The organism is Bacillus sp. ISL-77, assembly GCF_018613105.1.
Genome location: NZ_JAGGQY010000069.1, coordinates 1 through 15,821 on the forward strand (window position 1 = coordinate 1; position 15,821 = coordinate 15,821).

Here is a 15,821-nt window from a genome sequence, read left to right on the forward strand (position 1 = left end):
GGTCAATAGTAAGCTATGTATTTGGAACTTCAAATAATAATCCATTGGTGTTTAAAACCTTTGATTTAGCATTGGAGGCCAACCTCGGTGCCACTCCCCTTCTCCACAGTGACAGAGGATTCCAATACACTTCCAATGTATTTAAAAGGAAAATTGAAAAAGCAGAAATGGTGCATAGTATGTCAAGAGTTGGAAGGTGTATCGATAATGGACCGATGGAAGCATTTTGGGGAACATTGAAATGTGAGAAGTATTATCTAAACAAATACAATACGTTTGAAGAGTTGAAGAAAGACATTGAGGAATACATACATTTTTATAATCATGAAAGATTACAAAAAAGACTAAACGGCCTTAGCCCCTTAGAATACAGGGCTAAAGCCGCCTAATGTCGTTTATTTATTTCCACTGTCTACTTGACGGGGGGCAGTTCATTTTGAAGATTGGCTTTTTTCTATAACTTTCAAGCGTTGATTCTTTGTTCGTGTTTTTCTCTCATTCGATTCATATCTTCTCTTGGTGGTAAACCAAACATGCGGGAATATTCTCGACTGAATTGTGATTGGCTTTCGTATCCTACACGGAATGCGACATCAGCAATATCTGTTGAATCGGCTAATAACAGGTGCCTAGCTTCCTGGAGTCTCAGTTGTTTTTGGAACTGAATCGGGCTCATAGCCGTAACCTCCTTAAAATGCCGATGGAGTGAAGCAACACTCATATTCGCTATTTCCGCAAGCTCCTCGATTTTAAAAGACCTATCATAGTTATTGATGATATGTTCAATAACGTCTCTTATTCGATTTCCGTTGCTACCTTCTATTGCCATTTGCTCCAGTGCCTCCCCATGCGGACTTTGAAGAACCCAATAGAGAATTTCCTTCGTGAATAAAGGAGCAAGTACCTGAATATGTTTCGGATTTTCTAGTAGAAGGGCTAACCTGACTACCGCATCCAATAGAGAAGGGTCTGCTTTGCTGACAAACATCGCTCGTTTGGCATTTTTTTTCTGTCCAACCCGAGTTTGAGAATCATTTAAGACCTCTAAGATTTGACTCGGTGTAAATTCAAGTTTGAGAGCCAAATACGGTTCTTCAGAAGAAGCTTTGATAACATGCCCCGTAACAGGCAAGTCAACGGATGCCACAATGTAATTGGCAGGACCATACCGAAAGCGCTCCTCTCCCAACAATACCTCCTTCTCCCCTTGGAGGATAATGCAAAAGGATGTCTCGTTGACTCTAGCAATTGGTTCGGTAGCGATTGATTCACGGATTAAAAATAAAGATGGGATTGCAGTCGAATGAACACCGTCCTGCTCTGTATGATGATCAATGAGTTTGGCAAGTTCATGCTGCAGTTTGAAAATTCTCTCAGACATATCTGATTCTCCTTTTTCCTTCATCTTCGATAGTCTTATTCTATCGTATATTTGTCGATTGTGTAAATGGTAGGGATAGGATTAGGCAAAAACTTGATACGAATGGGATAAGGGTTTCTTTATTATTTGTTGTATAGTTAGATGTAACAAACTCACCATAAGCAAAAACCGAAATAGAGTGGGTAATAGAAAGAAAGAAAATTAAAAAGACATACAAAAGAATCATTAAACAAATTAAACAATTAGGAGATGAAAATATTGAGCTTATCTGAATCTAAACATAACGCTGGTGCACCCCCTACACAACCTCTTGAATCAGAAGCGTTTGCCAAATCCACTGATACATTCGTATGCTGGCTTTCTGGTGCTGGTTTTCTAATCCATTCACGCGGAACCAATGTTATGATTGATCCTGATATTGCAATGGATAAAGAAAAAACGGACACTGTTGAAATTGGACTTCGGATGCGCGTTCCGTTGCCAATCGAGGCAAAAGACGTGCCTCGTCTAGATGCCGTCATATACACTCATGGAGACAGCGACCATGTTGGAAAATATACACCCCTTGCTTTAGCAGAAAAGGATGCGTTGTTTTATGGGACTCTTCCTGTTGTCAAAAATATAGAGTCGCTAGGAGTACCGGTCGAACAAACAAAAACCATTGGAATAGGGGAAACCTTTAAAATTGGACAGATAGAAATAACAACGACCCCAGCTGAACATCCATGGCAAGAAAAGAACCCGGAAAAATATGGGCAACCATGGGGACCAAATGATTGCTGTGGTTTCCTTATTAAAACCCCTGACGGCACAATTTGGTGCACAGGGGATACCCGCCTACTACCTGAACATCTTGAGATGACGGGGATCGACGTATTGTTGCTCGACGTATCAAGAGACGAGTACCATCTAGGTCCAGAAGCTGCAACTATCGCCAATAAACTCTCACATGCACAATTAATTCCATACCACTATGGCACTTATGACACTGAAATTGAGGCTCTAAATGGTAACCCAATGGAACTTGCTCCAAGAATCAGTGAATGGGAACGTCGATTACATGTTCTTGCACCCGGTGAAAAATTTGAGGTACGCGGATCTGAACACAACTCTTAAAGATTGTTAGCTGCTAATTCTTATAAGTAGGTAGAAGCGAAGCTTCTACTTTGCATACAGGTAGAAGGAGCACTAATCGGATGTGATAGGATTATGCAAAAACTTGATACGAATGGGATAACGATTCCTTTTTGATTTGTTGCATAATGTAAATAGTCTGATACATGAATTTCTAGCACCAATTAATAGATTTATTTTTCATCTTTTAAAATTGAGGAGGATTAATATGGATTATGTAAAACTTGGAAACACTGGCTTGGATGTATCCCGGCTTTGTCTTGGCTGTATGAGTTTTGGTATCCCAGAACGAGGGATGCATCAATGGGTACTAGATGAAGAGCACAGTCGTCCTATTATTGAAAAAGCCCTTGAGCATGGTATCAATTTTTTTGATAAGTCATTACAGTCGATAAGAATCCGGCTTATCCTATAGCCATTGAAGAGTTGAAAAAAGAGAAAAGCATACCTGATGGTATGCAACTTAGACAACAGAAGTACTTGAATAACATAGTGGAGAAAGATCACCGCTTTATAAAAAAGCGAGTCCGTTCTATGCTAGGATTAAAAACGTTTCGAACAGCCAAACAGATCATCTGTGGAGTGGAGGTGATGCATATGCTTAAAAAAGGACAACTTCTACAAGGGGTGAAGTCTGTCCACAGCGAGGTTGAATTCATACATAAATTATTTGGAGTAGCATCATAATTCATAGATGAAAAGGGTATTGAGATTCTATGTTTTTAACAAGTATATTTGCACCAGAACCCAACAGAAGTACTTAAATAATATCATTGAGCAAGACCATCGCTTTATAAAGAAGCGAGTTCGTTCTATGCTAGGATTGAAATCGCTTCGAACTGCCAAAAAGATATTGAGTGGTATGGAAGCGATGCATATGCTTCAAAAGAAGCAAGTTTTCTTACGGGAGAAGTCTGTCAAAAACCAGAAAGAATTTATACATCAGTTGTTCGGACTTACAGCATAAGGTAGGATTCCGAAAGGAATCTATTCATTTTTTTAAACTTTTATTGTATTTGCACCAGAACCTTATTTACAATACTGACTAATGGAATAGAAATAGGGTTAATTAAGAGATTAATTTCTTCTTTTATTAGTATATATCTTTTGATGGGAATGCTTTATGTTTTCTTTTTCATCTGGAAAAGGAATTGAAAAGCTAGCTTAATTAAATCGGTATACAAAAAGGATCTTCAACTTGAAGGATCCTTTTTGTATACCGATACACACCCTTTTTTAGACTGATAATATCAGTATGTCCAAGATTTATAGATTAATTTCCAGTTAGCTGAAATTCTACACCAGAACCTTAAATTTATAATTTCCCTAAAAATCGACATTATCTCTTTAAATGTGTTATACAATTTATTATTGACAAACCAAATGTGACATACTATTATAATATCAACGAATAAAAAACGCTTACATTTTAAGAAATTAGAATTGTCTATCTTATAAAATTCAAACAAAAGGGAGTTTTTCTAATGGGAACTATCATTTGCCAAATTTGCAATAACACAATTGAGCATTTTGAGAATGAGAAAGTATCAACTTTGTACGGACAATGCACTTGCTGTGATAAAAAACAAAAGAAGACTTCTAAATAATTCAAGCATAAATCAATACTATAAAAGCCGTTCTCAAATGTTGAGAACGGCTTTTATAGTTAATAAATCATCAATATATGGTATTTTTTCTCAGGATAATAACCAAATATTTAACTAAAAAAGAAACAAAACCCCTTTTTCTTCAGATAACTTTTTGAAAAAGGGGTTTGTCTACACTCTGAAACCCCTTCAAATACAATTAAAGGGGTTCTTAAATGTTATTTTTTCTCAATCATAACGAATAAAACACCAGCAAGAATTAGGATGGAACCTATCCAAAAGGTTACACCTATATTCTCTCCTAGAATAAGCCACCAAGTAATGTTCCAACCACGGGTTGAAAGAAGAAAAATATCCCCCCACTTGAGGCGTTAAGCATTTGTAAACCGCGATTTCAAAGTAGGAATCCACCTGCTGTTGAGACAATACCCAAATAAAAGAGTCCTCCCCAAATTGTCGGGTGAGTCAATTCAGAAATATTAATAGTGTGTAATCGTGGCAAAACAAAAGGGGTCAACACGATTAGGGCTACCAAGATGGAATAGGTGGTTACCACAATTTGTGAATAGTCACTCGGCAAACGCTTTACAAGTACAGACATAAGTGCCCACGTTAAAGCAGCAATAAGCAGTGCAATACCACCAAGTTTACTGGATAAATCCACATCTCCGATTCCGACAATGAGAAAAACCCCAATAGTCGCTAGACAAACGGAAAGCCCCTTTTTTAACGTCAATCGTTCTTTAAGAAGTAAGCGAGCAAAAATAACCATAAACGCGGGTGTTGAAGAAGTTATTATGGCTCCCATCTGTGCTGTGGACAGCATTGTACCCGTTTCCTCTTAAAGTAAGAGCATTTCTTTGTAATGAGAAATGCTTTTTAATTTTGACAAAAATAAAAGGATATATCAATAACAATAATAATATAATTAAAAGCAATATTAGTTTATTGTGAAACGATAAAATGTGTGTTAAAATCATGTTGTCATTAAATAAGTGAGGTGTTTTAAATGAATGTTAAACGAGGTTCAACCACTTTCTTAAAGGTAATTATTTTTCTGGCTGGAATTGCAGTGCTTGCTTTGTGCATATTTTTGGTGCCTAAGATCGGGAATTTTGCATGAGAATTGTATCCAGATATTGCTTATATGAAATCTCTCGTTTTAATCGATATGTACGCGGCAGCGATACCTTTTTACTTTGCTCTGTATCAAACTTTTAAACTTTTAAGCTATATTGATAAGAACCAAGCGTTCTCGGAATTATCGGTAAAGGCTTTAAAGAATATAAAATACTGTGCCATCACGATTAGTACCTTGTACCTGCTAGGTATGCCACTCTACTATCTCATGGCGGAAAGAGTTGACCCTCCAAGTATCATACCAATCGGATTGGTCATTATTTTCGCCTCTATGGTGATCGCCGTTTTTGCTGCTGTTCTCCAAAGACTTTTACAAGAAGCGATTAACATAAAATCAGAAAATGATTTGACGGTCTGAGGTGGAGAATATGGCAATTATTATTAATATTGATGTGATGTTAGCAAAACGAAAAATGAGCGTAACGGAGCTTTCGGAGAGGGTTGGAATTACTATGGCGAATCTTTCCATTCTGAAAAATGGGAAAGCAAAAGCGGTTCGTTTTTCAACATTAGAAGCGATATGTAAGACTTTGGATTGTCAGCCAGGTGATATTTTGGAGTACAAAAGCGACGAAGACATTCATTAAAAACAGACAACAAATTTATTTAACTAACGGGAGTCGATAGAGAATTTAAGGGATAGCCATTAAGCTATCCCTTCTTTGCGTTTATTGATGTTATTTACTCTGAGTATTCCATTGAGAATTGCATTGATATTAGTGACAAAAAATAGGATGTGATTTGCAATGTTTGCACCTCAAAAGGAAACCCGTTATTCTGATTCCCCTGTTTTTTTTGTTGTTAAATGTTGTGCTAATTAAGATGCGTATTATATTGTTAATTAGCTTGTTAATTGACATTTTGTACTTCAAAACAGAACCCGTTATGTAAAAAGCTACTCTTATTTATTTTTACTTTGTTAAAACATTGTTGTATTCACTTTTAACAAACTGAGCAGGTTAGTGGAAGAACAGGAGGAAAATATAATTTTTTAATGTCGTAATTTACAACTATTGAGCACATTTTAGAGTGGTCTATTCGGCAATAATTAAAGAAAACTTTACGACTTTTTAATCTAAACTAAAAAAATAAAGGCTAGAATTATCGTAAGTAACCAGATGTAATACCTGAAAAAAATAAATTAAGGAAAGACAAATATTATTCATAATGGAAGGATGATATTTATGTATATTTCCTATAAAAACTTTCAAGGCGGAATTAATAATTTGGTGGTAGTAGAAAGCAATGGAGTGGTTACAACAAGTATAAAAGATACGGAAACAGCTATAAGAACCCATAAAAGAAAATTAAAACGATTAAAGGCTAAACAAAAGTGAACAAAACGAACATAATGTGCAATAGAAGAAATGGAGCTTGTTCAACTCGGGTGCGTTAGTTTACTAAATAAGTAAGAAATTCATCTTAGCAAAGGTGGTTTTTTTAATTTGGGGAAATTTAGTTTGAAGGATTAAAACAAAAAGGTAATTTAAGATTGGTATAAGGAGCCGGCCTTTTTTAGTTTTTATATTTCGACATTTTTCTTCATTCTAAGAAGTGTAACAAAATACATAAGAGATTAGAATCATAAAAAGTTTGTTGATTTTATTGACTTTGCCAGTCATTACCGTTGCTAGTGAGTATATTAATTTTCGTTAAGTTGAGAATTTGTCAAATCTTGACCTTTTTTATAGCTTTAATCACTTTCATTTTATTTGTAAAATAAAAAAAGTTAAAAAACATTTATAGGGATAACTAAATGAAATTGGATTTATTAGAGAAGTGGAATGAACAAAAAGTGAGAATTATTAGAATTATATAAAGGAGATAGAACAAAATGTACAAGTATACAATCTATGTAACACATAAAGATAAAGTTTATCAAACCAACGTAATAGCTACCAAAAACCAAACAGAAGAAGAAGTTTATCGTATAGCACAAGAACAAGTTCTGAAACAATGGGCAAATTAAATACGGGATCCTGGGATTAAAAGGATTTCGAATGGAACTTCCACTTGAAGAATAGATTTTGGATAGCTTCCTTTACTTGAATATCCAGCTGCCAATGGCGGCTTTGGAGGATTTTATGAAGAATATTAATTATATATAAATTATAATAAGAGGAGTTGGTGGGTTTATGAAGAATACTAATAACCTTACTATAGGGGAGTTGGAAAGACGTATTGCTCATTTTGAGGATCGTCTTACGGATTTTATTATTACCGAGGAACAAAGAGAGTTAATCAAAGAAAGCTTAAGGGAACTAAAGAACGCTAAAGAGCGCAAGGCTTCTTAAACTTTTTAAATAAAATAATACATATAAATTAAAGAGCATTATCTGTTTTAAGATAGATGCTCTTTTTTGTAACCGCCTTTTATTAACCTAGTCTATACCTCTCTGACTCGCACCATGCGTCGGGGTTTTGATAGTGCTGAACATTAGCGTTCAAACCAAAGAAAGAACATGTTGAGGTGGGTTTATGTTTGATTGAATTTATTCTCATTTCGTAAATACTTGGTTCTTTCTTTTTCTAGTGATGGGCGGATTCGTAATAAAATGGGCTACTTATCTGTATTTTTTATTTAAGAAATCAAAGAAACAAGATGGTTCGTAAAATTGCCTTAAAGTACCTTAACGTAATGCACCTTGCTTGAATATCCATCCAAGTATTGCTTCCTTATACTTTTTAACTAAGCATATATAATATTCATTATATACGTTCAGAACCCCGTTATTTTTGTCTTTCACATTGAGTGCATGGAAGAATCTCAATTTTGCAACTAGGACAAATTTGTCTTTGAAACTTTGTTTGTAGTTCTACTTCCATTCTCACAACTTGAACACCATTCGGTTACTGTTTCCATTTTCCTATCCCCTTCCGATTTCAATAATATTGTGTGTGTGGGAAAGGATTATCTCAACCTTACCTAATTATATTAGGCCATATTGACCACTGGTGGTCAATTGTAAAACCTTGTTACATAAGGACTTTTAACATTTTTACTATAACTAAAAGACCACTAGTAATTAAACAAATTCTTCTTTTTTCTAGTAATAAATCATTTAGCTTGGCAAACAAAAAAGAGTGCAGCTGAACGATTGCCGTTCTGCAACACTCTTTAAAACTATATTATCTGTATCCTTGTGCTTTTAAATATTCAATTTGTTCGTAAAGTTGTTTTAGTCTTTCTTCTTTACCTTCAACTTTAACTGGCTCTCGGTATGGATCAGCGTTAAAGGTTTGAATAATTCTCAATTTTGTTTGTTCTTCTTCATCAAATTTATTTTCAATCTCATTTGGTTTGATTGGGTTGTTTTTTAATGGCTCCAATTTATACTCTAATATTTTACCACCGATTTCAATGTTTATTGATTCACCTGTTTTCTTTCTCTCTGTTTCAAAATCCACTTTATTAGATTGATTGTTTACATTGCTTTCGGAAGGTTCTGTAACGCTTTCAGAAGGCTCGACAGGGAAAAGGATAGGCTCTTGCTTACGAATGACTGGAAACGGCTGATTAGCCTCAATTTCTTTACGTTTATCACTAAGTAACCATGATGGTGTTACTTCCACTCGTAAACCATCTTCTATTAACTTCTCCTTGAATGAAAATTCTTTTGTAGTTTGATATGCAATAACCTTTTCTCTTAAGAATTGACACATTTTTTTATAGTAATGAATTACCAAGGTATTGAAAGGTTTCATAACTTAGAGTCATAAATAAAATTTAAGATTGAAGATATAAGTAGAAGTTCTGTATTCTTCAAAGGGACATTTAACGTAATAAGACTTAACAGGTAGAATCATCAGTTAATGATGGTAAACACTCTTCAGATGTATATCTTAGTCCTGATAACCAAACAATAAACTGTCTATTGTTTATCAATTGATGACACGAGGCCAACCCTGAGAGCGTAAGGCTATGGCTTCAATGGCTATTTCTGTAAAGATAGGCATTATTGCTCCTGCCATCTTCATGTGTGGATGGCAGCTTAACAGCCGCCTTTTAGATGGTTTGTATGACTGGATCAGAATTGTGCTGGCAAATACCCATGAGAAAAGCAGACCTCTACCCCAATCTCATCCTAAACCTTCATTTGCTATTGTACTAGGATGAGAATTTCAGTACAAATCACTAAGATGACAAGCTAGGAGCAATTTAAGCCAATCACTAGAATCGTTTAGATTGACTGCGAGTATTTCCTCGATTTTTCTTATTCGATGGTAGAGTGTATTTTGGTGAATATGCAGACGTGCTGACGTTTCGGGTATAGATCGATTGGCATCAATGTAAGTTCTCAGTGTCAACTCCAGATCACTTGACTGGGCCTTAGGAGATTGGAGTGGCTCGAACACATCTTGAATAAATGGTTTAATATCCTCAGCCTGCTGATTGATAAACAATCGGTTAATGCCAATACTTTCATAACTGATAATGTCAGGAGTTCCACGATTTAAGATATAGGCTAATGATTTATTCGCTTCTTCAAAACTTCTTGCAACATTTTCGAGACCCGGGTAAGGCGTCCCTATCCCCCCCATAAGGACTGGAGCATCCTTATTTGTCCATGAATTTACCACCTTTTTTAATTTTCGGATCACAACTTCCTGTTGGGACTCAGAAGTGGCATTCATAATGATTGTCACTTTATCCTGAAAACCAAATAGAAGATACTGTAAAGAGACCAATTCATTATGTAGAGCGGCAATTAGCTTTCTCTGGTATGTTTCTTGTTTCTTGACGACTTGTGCCCGCCCACTCAATTGCATTACGGTGACAAAGAATAGTTTGTCTGGAGAAAGACCAAAATCACTTGATTTAGAAGCTAGTAGATTTGGCTCTTTATATTGGAGAAGTTCATTAAAGAATTCATAGCATTGTTTATAGTACATATCTGTCATGGAATAGGTATTAACCATTTTTAGCGCAACCACAGCACTCCCCTGCTCTAGCACTACAGTATCAAGAGGACGGAGCAGCCGCTTGAGCTCCACCACAAAGTAACCGATTGGAACCCCCTCATTTACAATGGGATACAAATGAACAGGAGTTTCATTAGTAGTAACTGTCAATGAATCTAAAGAGTTTTCCCATCCATTTAATAAATCTGTATCCATTAGCTTCTTTGAAAGCGGAGTGTAATGTGGATACCATTCATTTTTTGTTATATCGAAAAGAGAAACAGGGAGGTTGATCATCCGTTCAACTGTTTTTGCAACCATTATCAAGTCAGAATCCTTTAAAGAGAGTTTAGTAAAAACTTCATGAATATGGTTTCGTTTAACTAAATATTCATTTGTTTCCCTTAGATCTGAGAAAAGTCTTGCATTCGTAATGGCAATTGCTGCCTGATCAGCAAAACCCTGCAACCGGCGTAAATCAGCGTTAGTCAACTTTCGTTTTTTAGTAATCTGATGAACAATCATCACACCAATCTTTTCCTCGTTCATCCTTACTGGAACAGCCATAGCAAATATATTGGAATTTATATTTGTATTTCCCAGTGCAGCCATTAAACTTTTCATATTGTTTGCCTGAATATTAGATATAGCTTCCAATCCTTGTTCAGGATTGAAGATACGGCCGACTCCATCCTGGTAAACCTTTCCTCCAATACCTTCCCCTAAGTCGGTCTTGAAATCATAGATAGACGATCCCAATCCAACACTTGCTTTAGGGGTAAGCTTTTGTGTCTCAACGTCATAAAGCATTAGAAATCCACGGTCCACCGATGGAATAGCAATCAATACGTTGTGCATGATATTGTGTAACAGCTCATCCAACTCAAGCATGGAAGTTAGCGAATGCAAGCCATCTAGCCATGCATCATTCTCTTGCCAATATCGCTCAAATGTTTGTTGAAGCAGCAAATTATGGACTTGCAACACAAAATAATTACACTCGAATTCAGATAACGTCCTACCAGAATGTATGCAAGCACGAACCAAAGTTGATTCAGGAACTTCTGTTGCAAACTCAAACAATTGGCTACCAGTCTCGGGATTGTAGCATGTGGCATAGTTATTACTTTCTATACAGGATGAATTCGGCCATAAATCTTCATTTGAAAAAAGGGTCTCCTCCATATCGGTGAGTGGGTCCTTACATAAGTGGCCCCACTCTTCTGTGCAAGCCAACACCCAAACATGGTATGTCAAGGTACCATCAAATCTCCCCATTGTCATTCCTTTCTGTTCCATGTTAATCCCCCTTAACTTACTCCTTTAATTAATGATTGTACAATTCTTCATTCATTATCTTATATATTGTGGAAATTCACAACAGAATTCTGAATATAATGTATATTTCGACAATGACAATAAGTGCTTGTTTATTTATATTTTATTTATAAACATTCAATAAAAAAGGAGGTTTTTATGTTGGGGGAAAGTGCTAACAATTCAAAGAGCAAATTGATTTTATTAATTCTCTATTTTGGCTGGATTATATCGTACATTGACAGAACGGTTATAAGTCTTGCAATTGTACAAATCGGAGAAGATTTATCACTTGATGCGTCCAAATTAGGGATTGTACTAAGTGCCTTCTTCTTGGGGTATGCATTAATGCAGATTCCAGGTGGCTGGCTTGCAGACCGTTTTGGATCACGAAAAGTCATCGTGATAGCTGTTTTGGCCTGGTCGGTATTTACTGCATTGTCTGGACTTGCGTGGTCCCTTACTTCGTTAATTCTTATTCGATTTCTTTTTGGAATCGGTGAAGGGGGATATCCTGCAGCAAGTACTAAAGCAATATCTGATTATTTTCCCGCAGATAAAAGGACGAAAGCTCAATCAACGATGATGTCTTCAAATGCATTTGGTGCTGCTCTTGCACCGATTATGTGTGCTCCACTACTAGTCGCATTTGGTTGGCGGAACGTGTTTTTGTTAATCGGCCTATTAGGTATTATCTTTGTGATCTGGTTCCTCATATCCACTAGGCAAGCTGGGAATTACTCTAATTCTGACATAGCAAATAAGCCTAGTAGAAAAGAGTATGCAGAGCTACTCCGCAATTCCTATTTATGGAGGGTTCTATTAATCTTCTTTTTTATCAATATTACAAGCTGGGGTCTTATTTCCTGGATGCCTTCATACTTGATGCAGGGGCTTGGAATCGATCTTAAATCAGTTGGGTTAATCAGTGCGATCCCCTCCTTGTTCATGACAATAGGGATGATTATTAGTGGAAGAATCATTAATAAGGTTGGTTCGAATGCAAAATATGGAGTAATAACTGGAATTATTATTATGGGAGCTTCTCTTTATCTAATGTCATCTTCATCCAGTGTTTTCCAGGTAATTATGTATCAGTGCATTGCTTTTACTTTTATGTCATTTATTATGAGCTTTATCTTTACACTGCCACACCGGGTTATGGAACAGAAGGTAGTGGGTACCGCATTTGGCATAATAAATTTGGGAGGGCAAGCTGCAGGTATTTTTTCCCCGATGATCATGGGTGCCCTTATCGCTTCGTCAGGAGGGTCTTACAAAAGTGCGTTCTTGTTCTTAACTATATGCTGCCTAGTCGCTGCAGTTCTTACTTGTTTCTTACCATCAGCTAAAAATAAACAAACAGCAACAGATTATTCTACCGCAGAAACAGTAAACTGAGTGATCGCAGGATTGAATTAATAATTAAAGAAAAGGGTGAGGAGAAATGGGAAAATCGAACATTACTAAATGGATGGATGAGAATGAAGCTAAATTTACAGATTTGGCCAAACAAATTTGGGAACATCCTGAATTAGGCTATAATGAAACTTTTGCATCTAGCTTGCAAATCAAGACTTTAGAAGAAGCAGGGTTTGAGGTTACTTCTGGGATAGGTGATGTGCCAACCGCATTTGTTGCACAATACGGAAAAGGAAAACCAGTCATAGGTATTCTTGGAGAATTTGATGCCCTACCAGGATTATCTCAAAAAGTCACTCCAAATATTAACCCAGTGGTTTCAAATGGACCAGGACATGGCTGTGGACACAACTTGCTTGGAACAGCCGGGGTAAATGCTGTGATTACTCTTAAGGAAAGAATGGACGCAGAAATGCTACCTGGAACCATTCGATACTATGGGTGCCCTGCAGAAGAACTGCTCTCTGGAAAAACGTTTATGGCAAGGGCTGGCGTATTTGACGATTTGGATTGCGCCCTTACATGGCACCCTGGAACGGCCAATATAACAGCAAATTTCCGTATGCAGGCATTAACTGCAATCGAATTTTATTTCTCTGGGAGAACTTCCCACGCTGGTGCTGCTCCACATCTTGGCCGCAGTGCACTAGACGCAGTAGAGTTAATGAATGTCGGTGCTAACTATTTACGGGAGCATGTTCTAGATGGTACCCGAATCCACTATCAGATTACAAATGGGGGGATGGCACCCAATGTCGTACCAGATAAGGCTAGTGTTTATTATTTTTTGCGTGGAGCTGACCGCAAACAGGTGGAGGAATTAAAGGAAAGGTTAATAAAAGTTGCTCAGGGGGCAGCTATGATGACAGAAACTTCTGTAAGCTGGGAAATCAAATCTGGATGCTACGAAACACTGCCAAACGAAACTTTGAATGAGCTTATGTATATGCAAGCGGAAGCAGCAGGACCATTCACATTTACCAAAGAGGAAGAGAAGTTTGCTGAAGAAATTCTTCAAACGGTTGATCCTTCTGTGTTGGCAGGAGCTAAAAATCATCTCATGAGTGGGAATGCAAACAAAATACTCGATACAAGCTTCTATCACGATATGAAACATTTCGGTTTAACCATGGGTGGATCGTCCGATGTAGGAGATATATCTTGGATTGTTCCGATGGGACAAATAATGACCACTTGCGCACCACTTGGAGTTCAATTACACACCTGGCAGGCTACAGCTTCATTTGGTTCATCAATCGGCATGAAGGGAATGCATCATGCAGCAAAAGTAATGGCATTATCTGCTTACGAATTGCTACTGAATCAAGATGGTATTCTTGAAAAAGCAAAAGCCGAATTCATAGCAAGTAAAAAAGGAGTAAGTTACAAACCAGGTATTCCTGCTAACGTTAAACCACCTATACCAAAAGGAGAAGCTATTCCTATTTCGGCAATCTGAAACACTGATTATTTACAGTGAACAAAAGATGTCGTACAAGAAAATGATGATAGTTAACTGAAATTAATAAGATGTATTAGTAAAGAAACTGGTTGGTGAATAACTACAACCAGTTTTCGTATTTAAATGGTGCCCCTATAATATCTTTGGTTAAAGAATATATTAGGATTCCTTTATTTTTTTAGGTGTACGAATATTAGTAGTAAAATAATCATCTCCATTTTAATTGGAGTACCGTACCATGTTATTCCGATAGGTTAATAGTTGTTGTCAAAGACCAATTAGCGAATAATAACGTCGATACCATGAGTGTAGGAATCCATCTTGATTTTAATCACTAGTGATCTATCGATTAACTAATTATTTAATATACATTATATTCGTTCAAACTATTAAAGTCCTATGTTATACTCGTCATATAATGTTTGTTTTTGGTAGGATAAGTCCCCAAAAACCATTATTTCCTATCGGAAGGATATCCTGATTTTTATGGATGATTTACATATACAGCCAGATCATTTTGTGACGGCAACGGATGTAAGAAAATGGATCAATGGCATGTTGCATCCAAAGGATAGAAAGCCATTGCCTATTACGACAATCAATCGCCGGTTAAACTCATTACGCAGTTTTTATTCGTGGGCGCAAAAAAGTAGCAATCTGCAACATAATCCAATGGTAGAAATCAATGATTAAATCTGCCGATGAAGATCACGAAAAAATCATGTGGCTCACAGAAGAAGAGTTTGAAGAACTTTTACATCGAGTGAGAAAGACACCGGTCAAAAGCAGAGGGGTGAATCCCGAAGAAAAATACCGCCGGGATCGAGCGGTTATGTATTTATTGACGTACGCTGGTTTGAGGGTGAATGAACTATCAAACTTAAAGTTAACCGATCTTGACTTGGAGTTAAGACGTATTCGAATTCTGGGGAAAGGACGGAAGCTTCGGACGGTTCCTATGTCCAATACCTTGTGGCAGGAACTGTACGAGGTTAATTTTTAGAGCAGAAATGTCGAACAAGAAAGAGCATGTAGAAGAGTCGCCTTATTTGTTCTACAGCCAGTGATCACCAAAATTTACTGTCCGTGGGATCCAGACTATGATTGAAAGTTACAGCTTACCGCGGAAAAAAATAACACCGCATATGTTTCGCCATACATTTTGTAAATGGATGTTAAGAGCTACTAATAATGACATTGAAAAGGTGAGGAGACTCGCCGGTCACAGTAATATTTCAACCACGGCAAGGTATTTGCGAGATTCCTATAGTGATTTGGCGGATGCTGTTATGCTATGCCTAAATTTTAATTCTATTAGAGATGTTTTTTTGTTATGAATTATAAAGCTTACTTATCCTTTGATGGCTGAAGATGCTCCAATCGAATTAAAAGCTCGGTGTTAGGGCATCAATGATGGAAAATCGGAGAGATGACAGCTGTGAAGGCCATGCAAAGA

At 36.7% G+C, this 15,821-nt stretch carries 12 protein-coding genes and 6 pseudogenes; 14 read left to right on the forward strand and 4 right to left on the reverse strand.

Going from position 1 to position 15,821, the window contains the following annotated elements; all coding sequences use genetic code 11:
* On the forward strand, positions 1–389 hold a 389-nt coding region (locus J7E77_RS24475), incomplete at its 5' end, for an IS3 family transposase (protein WP_214717454.1).
* A 74-nt stretch (positions 390–463) separates the two neighbouring features.
* Here J7E77_RS24475 and J7E77_RS24480 read toward each other — a convergent pair.
* Positions 464–1,381, reverse strand: coding sequence for an AraC family transcriptional regulator (locus tag J7E77_RS24480; protein ID WP_214717455.1), 918 nt, complete (start codon positions 1,379–1,381; stop codon positions 464–466).
* 258 nt (positions 1,382–1,639) lie between these two features.
* Here J7E77_RS24480 and J7E77_RS24485 point away from each other — a divergent pair, with 258 nt between their 5' ends.
* The 5 genes and pseudogenes from J7E77_RS24485 to J7E77_RS24505 all read left to right on the forward strand — a co-directional run bounded on the left by J7E77_RS24485 (position 1,640) and on the right by J7E77_RS24505 (position 4,122).
* A complete protein-coding gene (locus tag J7E77_RS24485) occupies positions 1,640–2,497 on the forward strand; it encodes an MBL fold metallo-hydrolase (RefSeq protein WP_214717456.1) in 858 nt (285 codons plus the stop codon).
* Between the two features lie 226 nt (positions 2,498–2,723).
* A pseudogene (locus tag J7E77_RS24490) lies at positions 2,724–2,891 on the forward strand (aldo/keto reductase); the annotation flags it as partial.
* 2 nt (positions 2,892–2,893) lie between these two features.
* Positions 2,894–3,202: pseudogene (locus J7E77_RS24495) on the forward strand (DDE-type integrase/transposase/recombinase); the annotation flags it as partial.
* Positions 3,203–3,263: 61 nt separating this feature from the next.
* Positions 3,264–3,482, forward strand: a pseudogene (locus J7E77_RS24500) (DDE-type integrase/transposase/recombinase); the annotation flags it as partial.
* A gap of 517 nt (positions 3,483–3,999) precedes the next feature.
* The gene (locus tag J7E77_RS24505; protein ID WP_214717457.1) at positions 4,000–4,122 is read left to right on the forward strand and encodes a GapA-binding peptide SR1P; all 123 of its coding nucleotides are present in this window, start codon (positions 4,000–4,002) and stop codon (positions 4,120–4,122) included.
* Between the two features lie 218 nt (positions 4,123–4,340).
* Here J7E77_RS24505 and J7E77_RS24510 read toward each other — a convergent pair.
* Positions 4,341–4,963 (reverse strand): annotated as a pseudogene (locus J7E77_RS24510) (DMT family transporter); the annotation flags it as partial.
* 168 nt (positions 4,964–5,131) lie between these two features.
* Here J7E77_RS24510 and J7E77_RS24515 point away from each other — a divergent pair.
* The 5 genes and pseudogenes from J7E77_RS24515 (at position 5,132) to J7E77_RS24535 (ending at position 7,556) form a co-directional block, all read left to right on the forward strand.
* Positions 5,132–5,620, forward strand: a pseudogene (locus tag J7E77_RS24515) (DUF2975 domain-containing protein).
* 10 nt (positions 5,621–5,630) lie between these two features.
* The gene (locus J7E77_RS24520) at positions 5,631–5,849 is read left to right on the forward strand and encodes a helix-turn-helix domain-containing protein (RefSeq protein ID WP_214717458.1); all 219 of its coding nucleotides are present in this window, start codon (positions 5,631–5,633) and stop codon (positions 5,847–5,849) included.
* Between the two features lie 597 nt (positions 5,850–6,446).
* A complete protein-coding gene (locus tag J7E77_RS24525; protein WP_168243671.1) occupies positions 6,447–6,599 on the forward strand; it encodes a hypothetical protein in 153 nt (50 codons plus the stop codon).
* Between the two features lie 497 nt (positions 6,600–7,096).
* Positions 7,097–7,231 (forward strand): BA3454 family stress response protein, encoded by a 135-nt coding sequence (locus tag J7E77_RS24530; RefSeq protein ID WP_214717463.1) that lies wholly within the window; start codon positions 7,097–7,099, stop codon positions 7,229–7,231.
* Positions 7,232–7,397: 166 nt separating this feature from the next.
* Complete coding sequence (locus tag J7E77_RS24535) at positions 7,398–7,556, forward strand: hypothetical protein (RefSeq protein ID WP_214717464.1); 159 nt, start codon at positions 7,398–7,400, stop codon at positions 7,554–7,556.
* Between the two features lie 835 nt (positions 7,557–8,391).
* Here the strand turns inward: J7E77_RS24535 and J7E77_RS24540 are convergent.
* On the reverse strand, positions 8,392–8,967 hold the full coding sequence (locus J7E77_RS24540) for a hypothetical protein (RefSeq protein WP_214717465.1): 576 nt from the start codon (positions 8,965–8,967) through the stop codon (positions 8,392–8,394).
* Between the two features lie 417 nt (positions 8,968–9,384).
* Complete coding sequence (locus tag J7E77_RS24545) at positions 9,385–11,463, reverse strand: helix-turn-helix domain-containing protein (protein ID WP_214717466.1); 2,079 nt, start codon at positions 11,461–11,463, stop codon at positions 9,385–9,387.
* Between the two features lie 177 nt (positions 11,464–11,640).
* Here J7E77_RS24545 and J7E77_RS24550 point away from each other — a divergent pair, with 177 nt between their 5' ends.
* The 3 genes and pseudogenes from J7E77_RS24550 (at position 11,641) to J7E77_RS24560 (ending at position 15,674) form a co-directional block, all read left to right on the forward strand.
* Positions 11,641–12,882: an MFS transporter gene (locus tag J7E77_RS24550; protein WP_214717468.1), complete on the forward strand. Its 1,242-nt coding sequence runs from the start codon at positions 11,641–11,643 to the stop codon at positions 12,880–12,882.
* Between the two features lie 46 nt (positions 12,883–12,928).
* The gene (locus J7E77_RS24555; RefSeq protein ID WP_214717470.1) at positions 12,929–14,362 is read left to right on the forward strand and encodes an amidohydrolase; all 1,434 of its coding nucleotides are present in this window, start codon (positions 12,929–12,931) and stop codon (positions 14,360–14,362) included.
* Positions 14,363–14,818: 456 nt separating this feature from the next.
* A pseudogene (locus tag J7E77_RS24560) lies at positions 14,819–15,674 on the forward strand (tyrosine-type recombinase/integrase).
* Positions 15,675–15,821: the final 147 nt, after the last annotated feature.

Coding starts and splice junctions, on each gene's coding strand:
- J7E77_RS24480 (WP_214717455.1), bottom strand. CDS start 1,381: ATGTCTGAGAGAATTTTCAAACTGCAGCATGAACTTGCCAAACTCATT.
- J7E77_RS24505 (WP_214717457.1), top strand. CDS start 4,000: ATGGGAACTATCATTTGCCAAATTTGCAATAACACAATTGAGCATTTT.
- J7E77_RS24520 (WP_214717458.1), top strand. CDS start 5,631: ATGGCAATTATTATTAATATTGATGTGATGTTAGCAAAACGAAAAATG.
- J7E77_RS24525 (WP_168243671.1), top strand. CDS start 6,447: ATGTATATTTCCTATAAAAACTTTCAAGGCGGAATTAATAATTTGGTG.
- J7E77_RS24530 (WP_214717463.1), top strand. CDS start 7,097: ATGTACAAGTATACAATCTATGTAACACATAAAGATAAAGTTTATCAA.
- J7E77_RS24535 (WP_214717464.1), top strand. CDS start 7,398: ATGAAGAATACTAATAACCTTACTATAGGGGAGTTGGAAAGACGTATT.
- J7E77_RS24540 (WP_214717465.1), bottom strand. CDS start 8,967: ATGAAACCTTTCAATACCTTGGTAATTCATTACTATAAAAAAATGTGT.
- J7E77_RS24545 (WP_214717466.1), bottom strand. CDS start 11,463: ATGGAACAGAAAGGAATGACAATGGGGAGATTTGATGGTACCTTGACA.
- J7E77_RS24550 (WP_214717468.1), top strand. CDS start 11,641: ATGTTGGGGGAAAGTGCTAACAATTCAAAGAGCAAATTGATTTTATTA.
- J7E77_RS24555 (WP_214717470.1), top strand. CDS start 12,929: ATGGGAAAATCGAACATTACTAAATGGATGGATGAGAATGAAGCTAAA.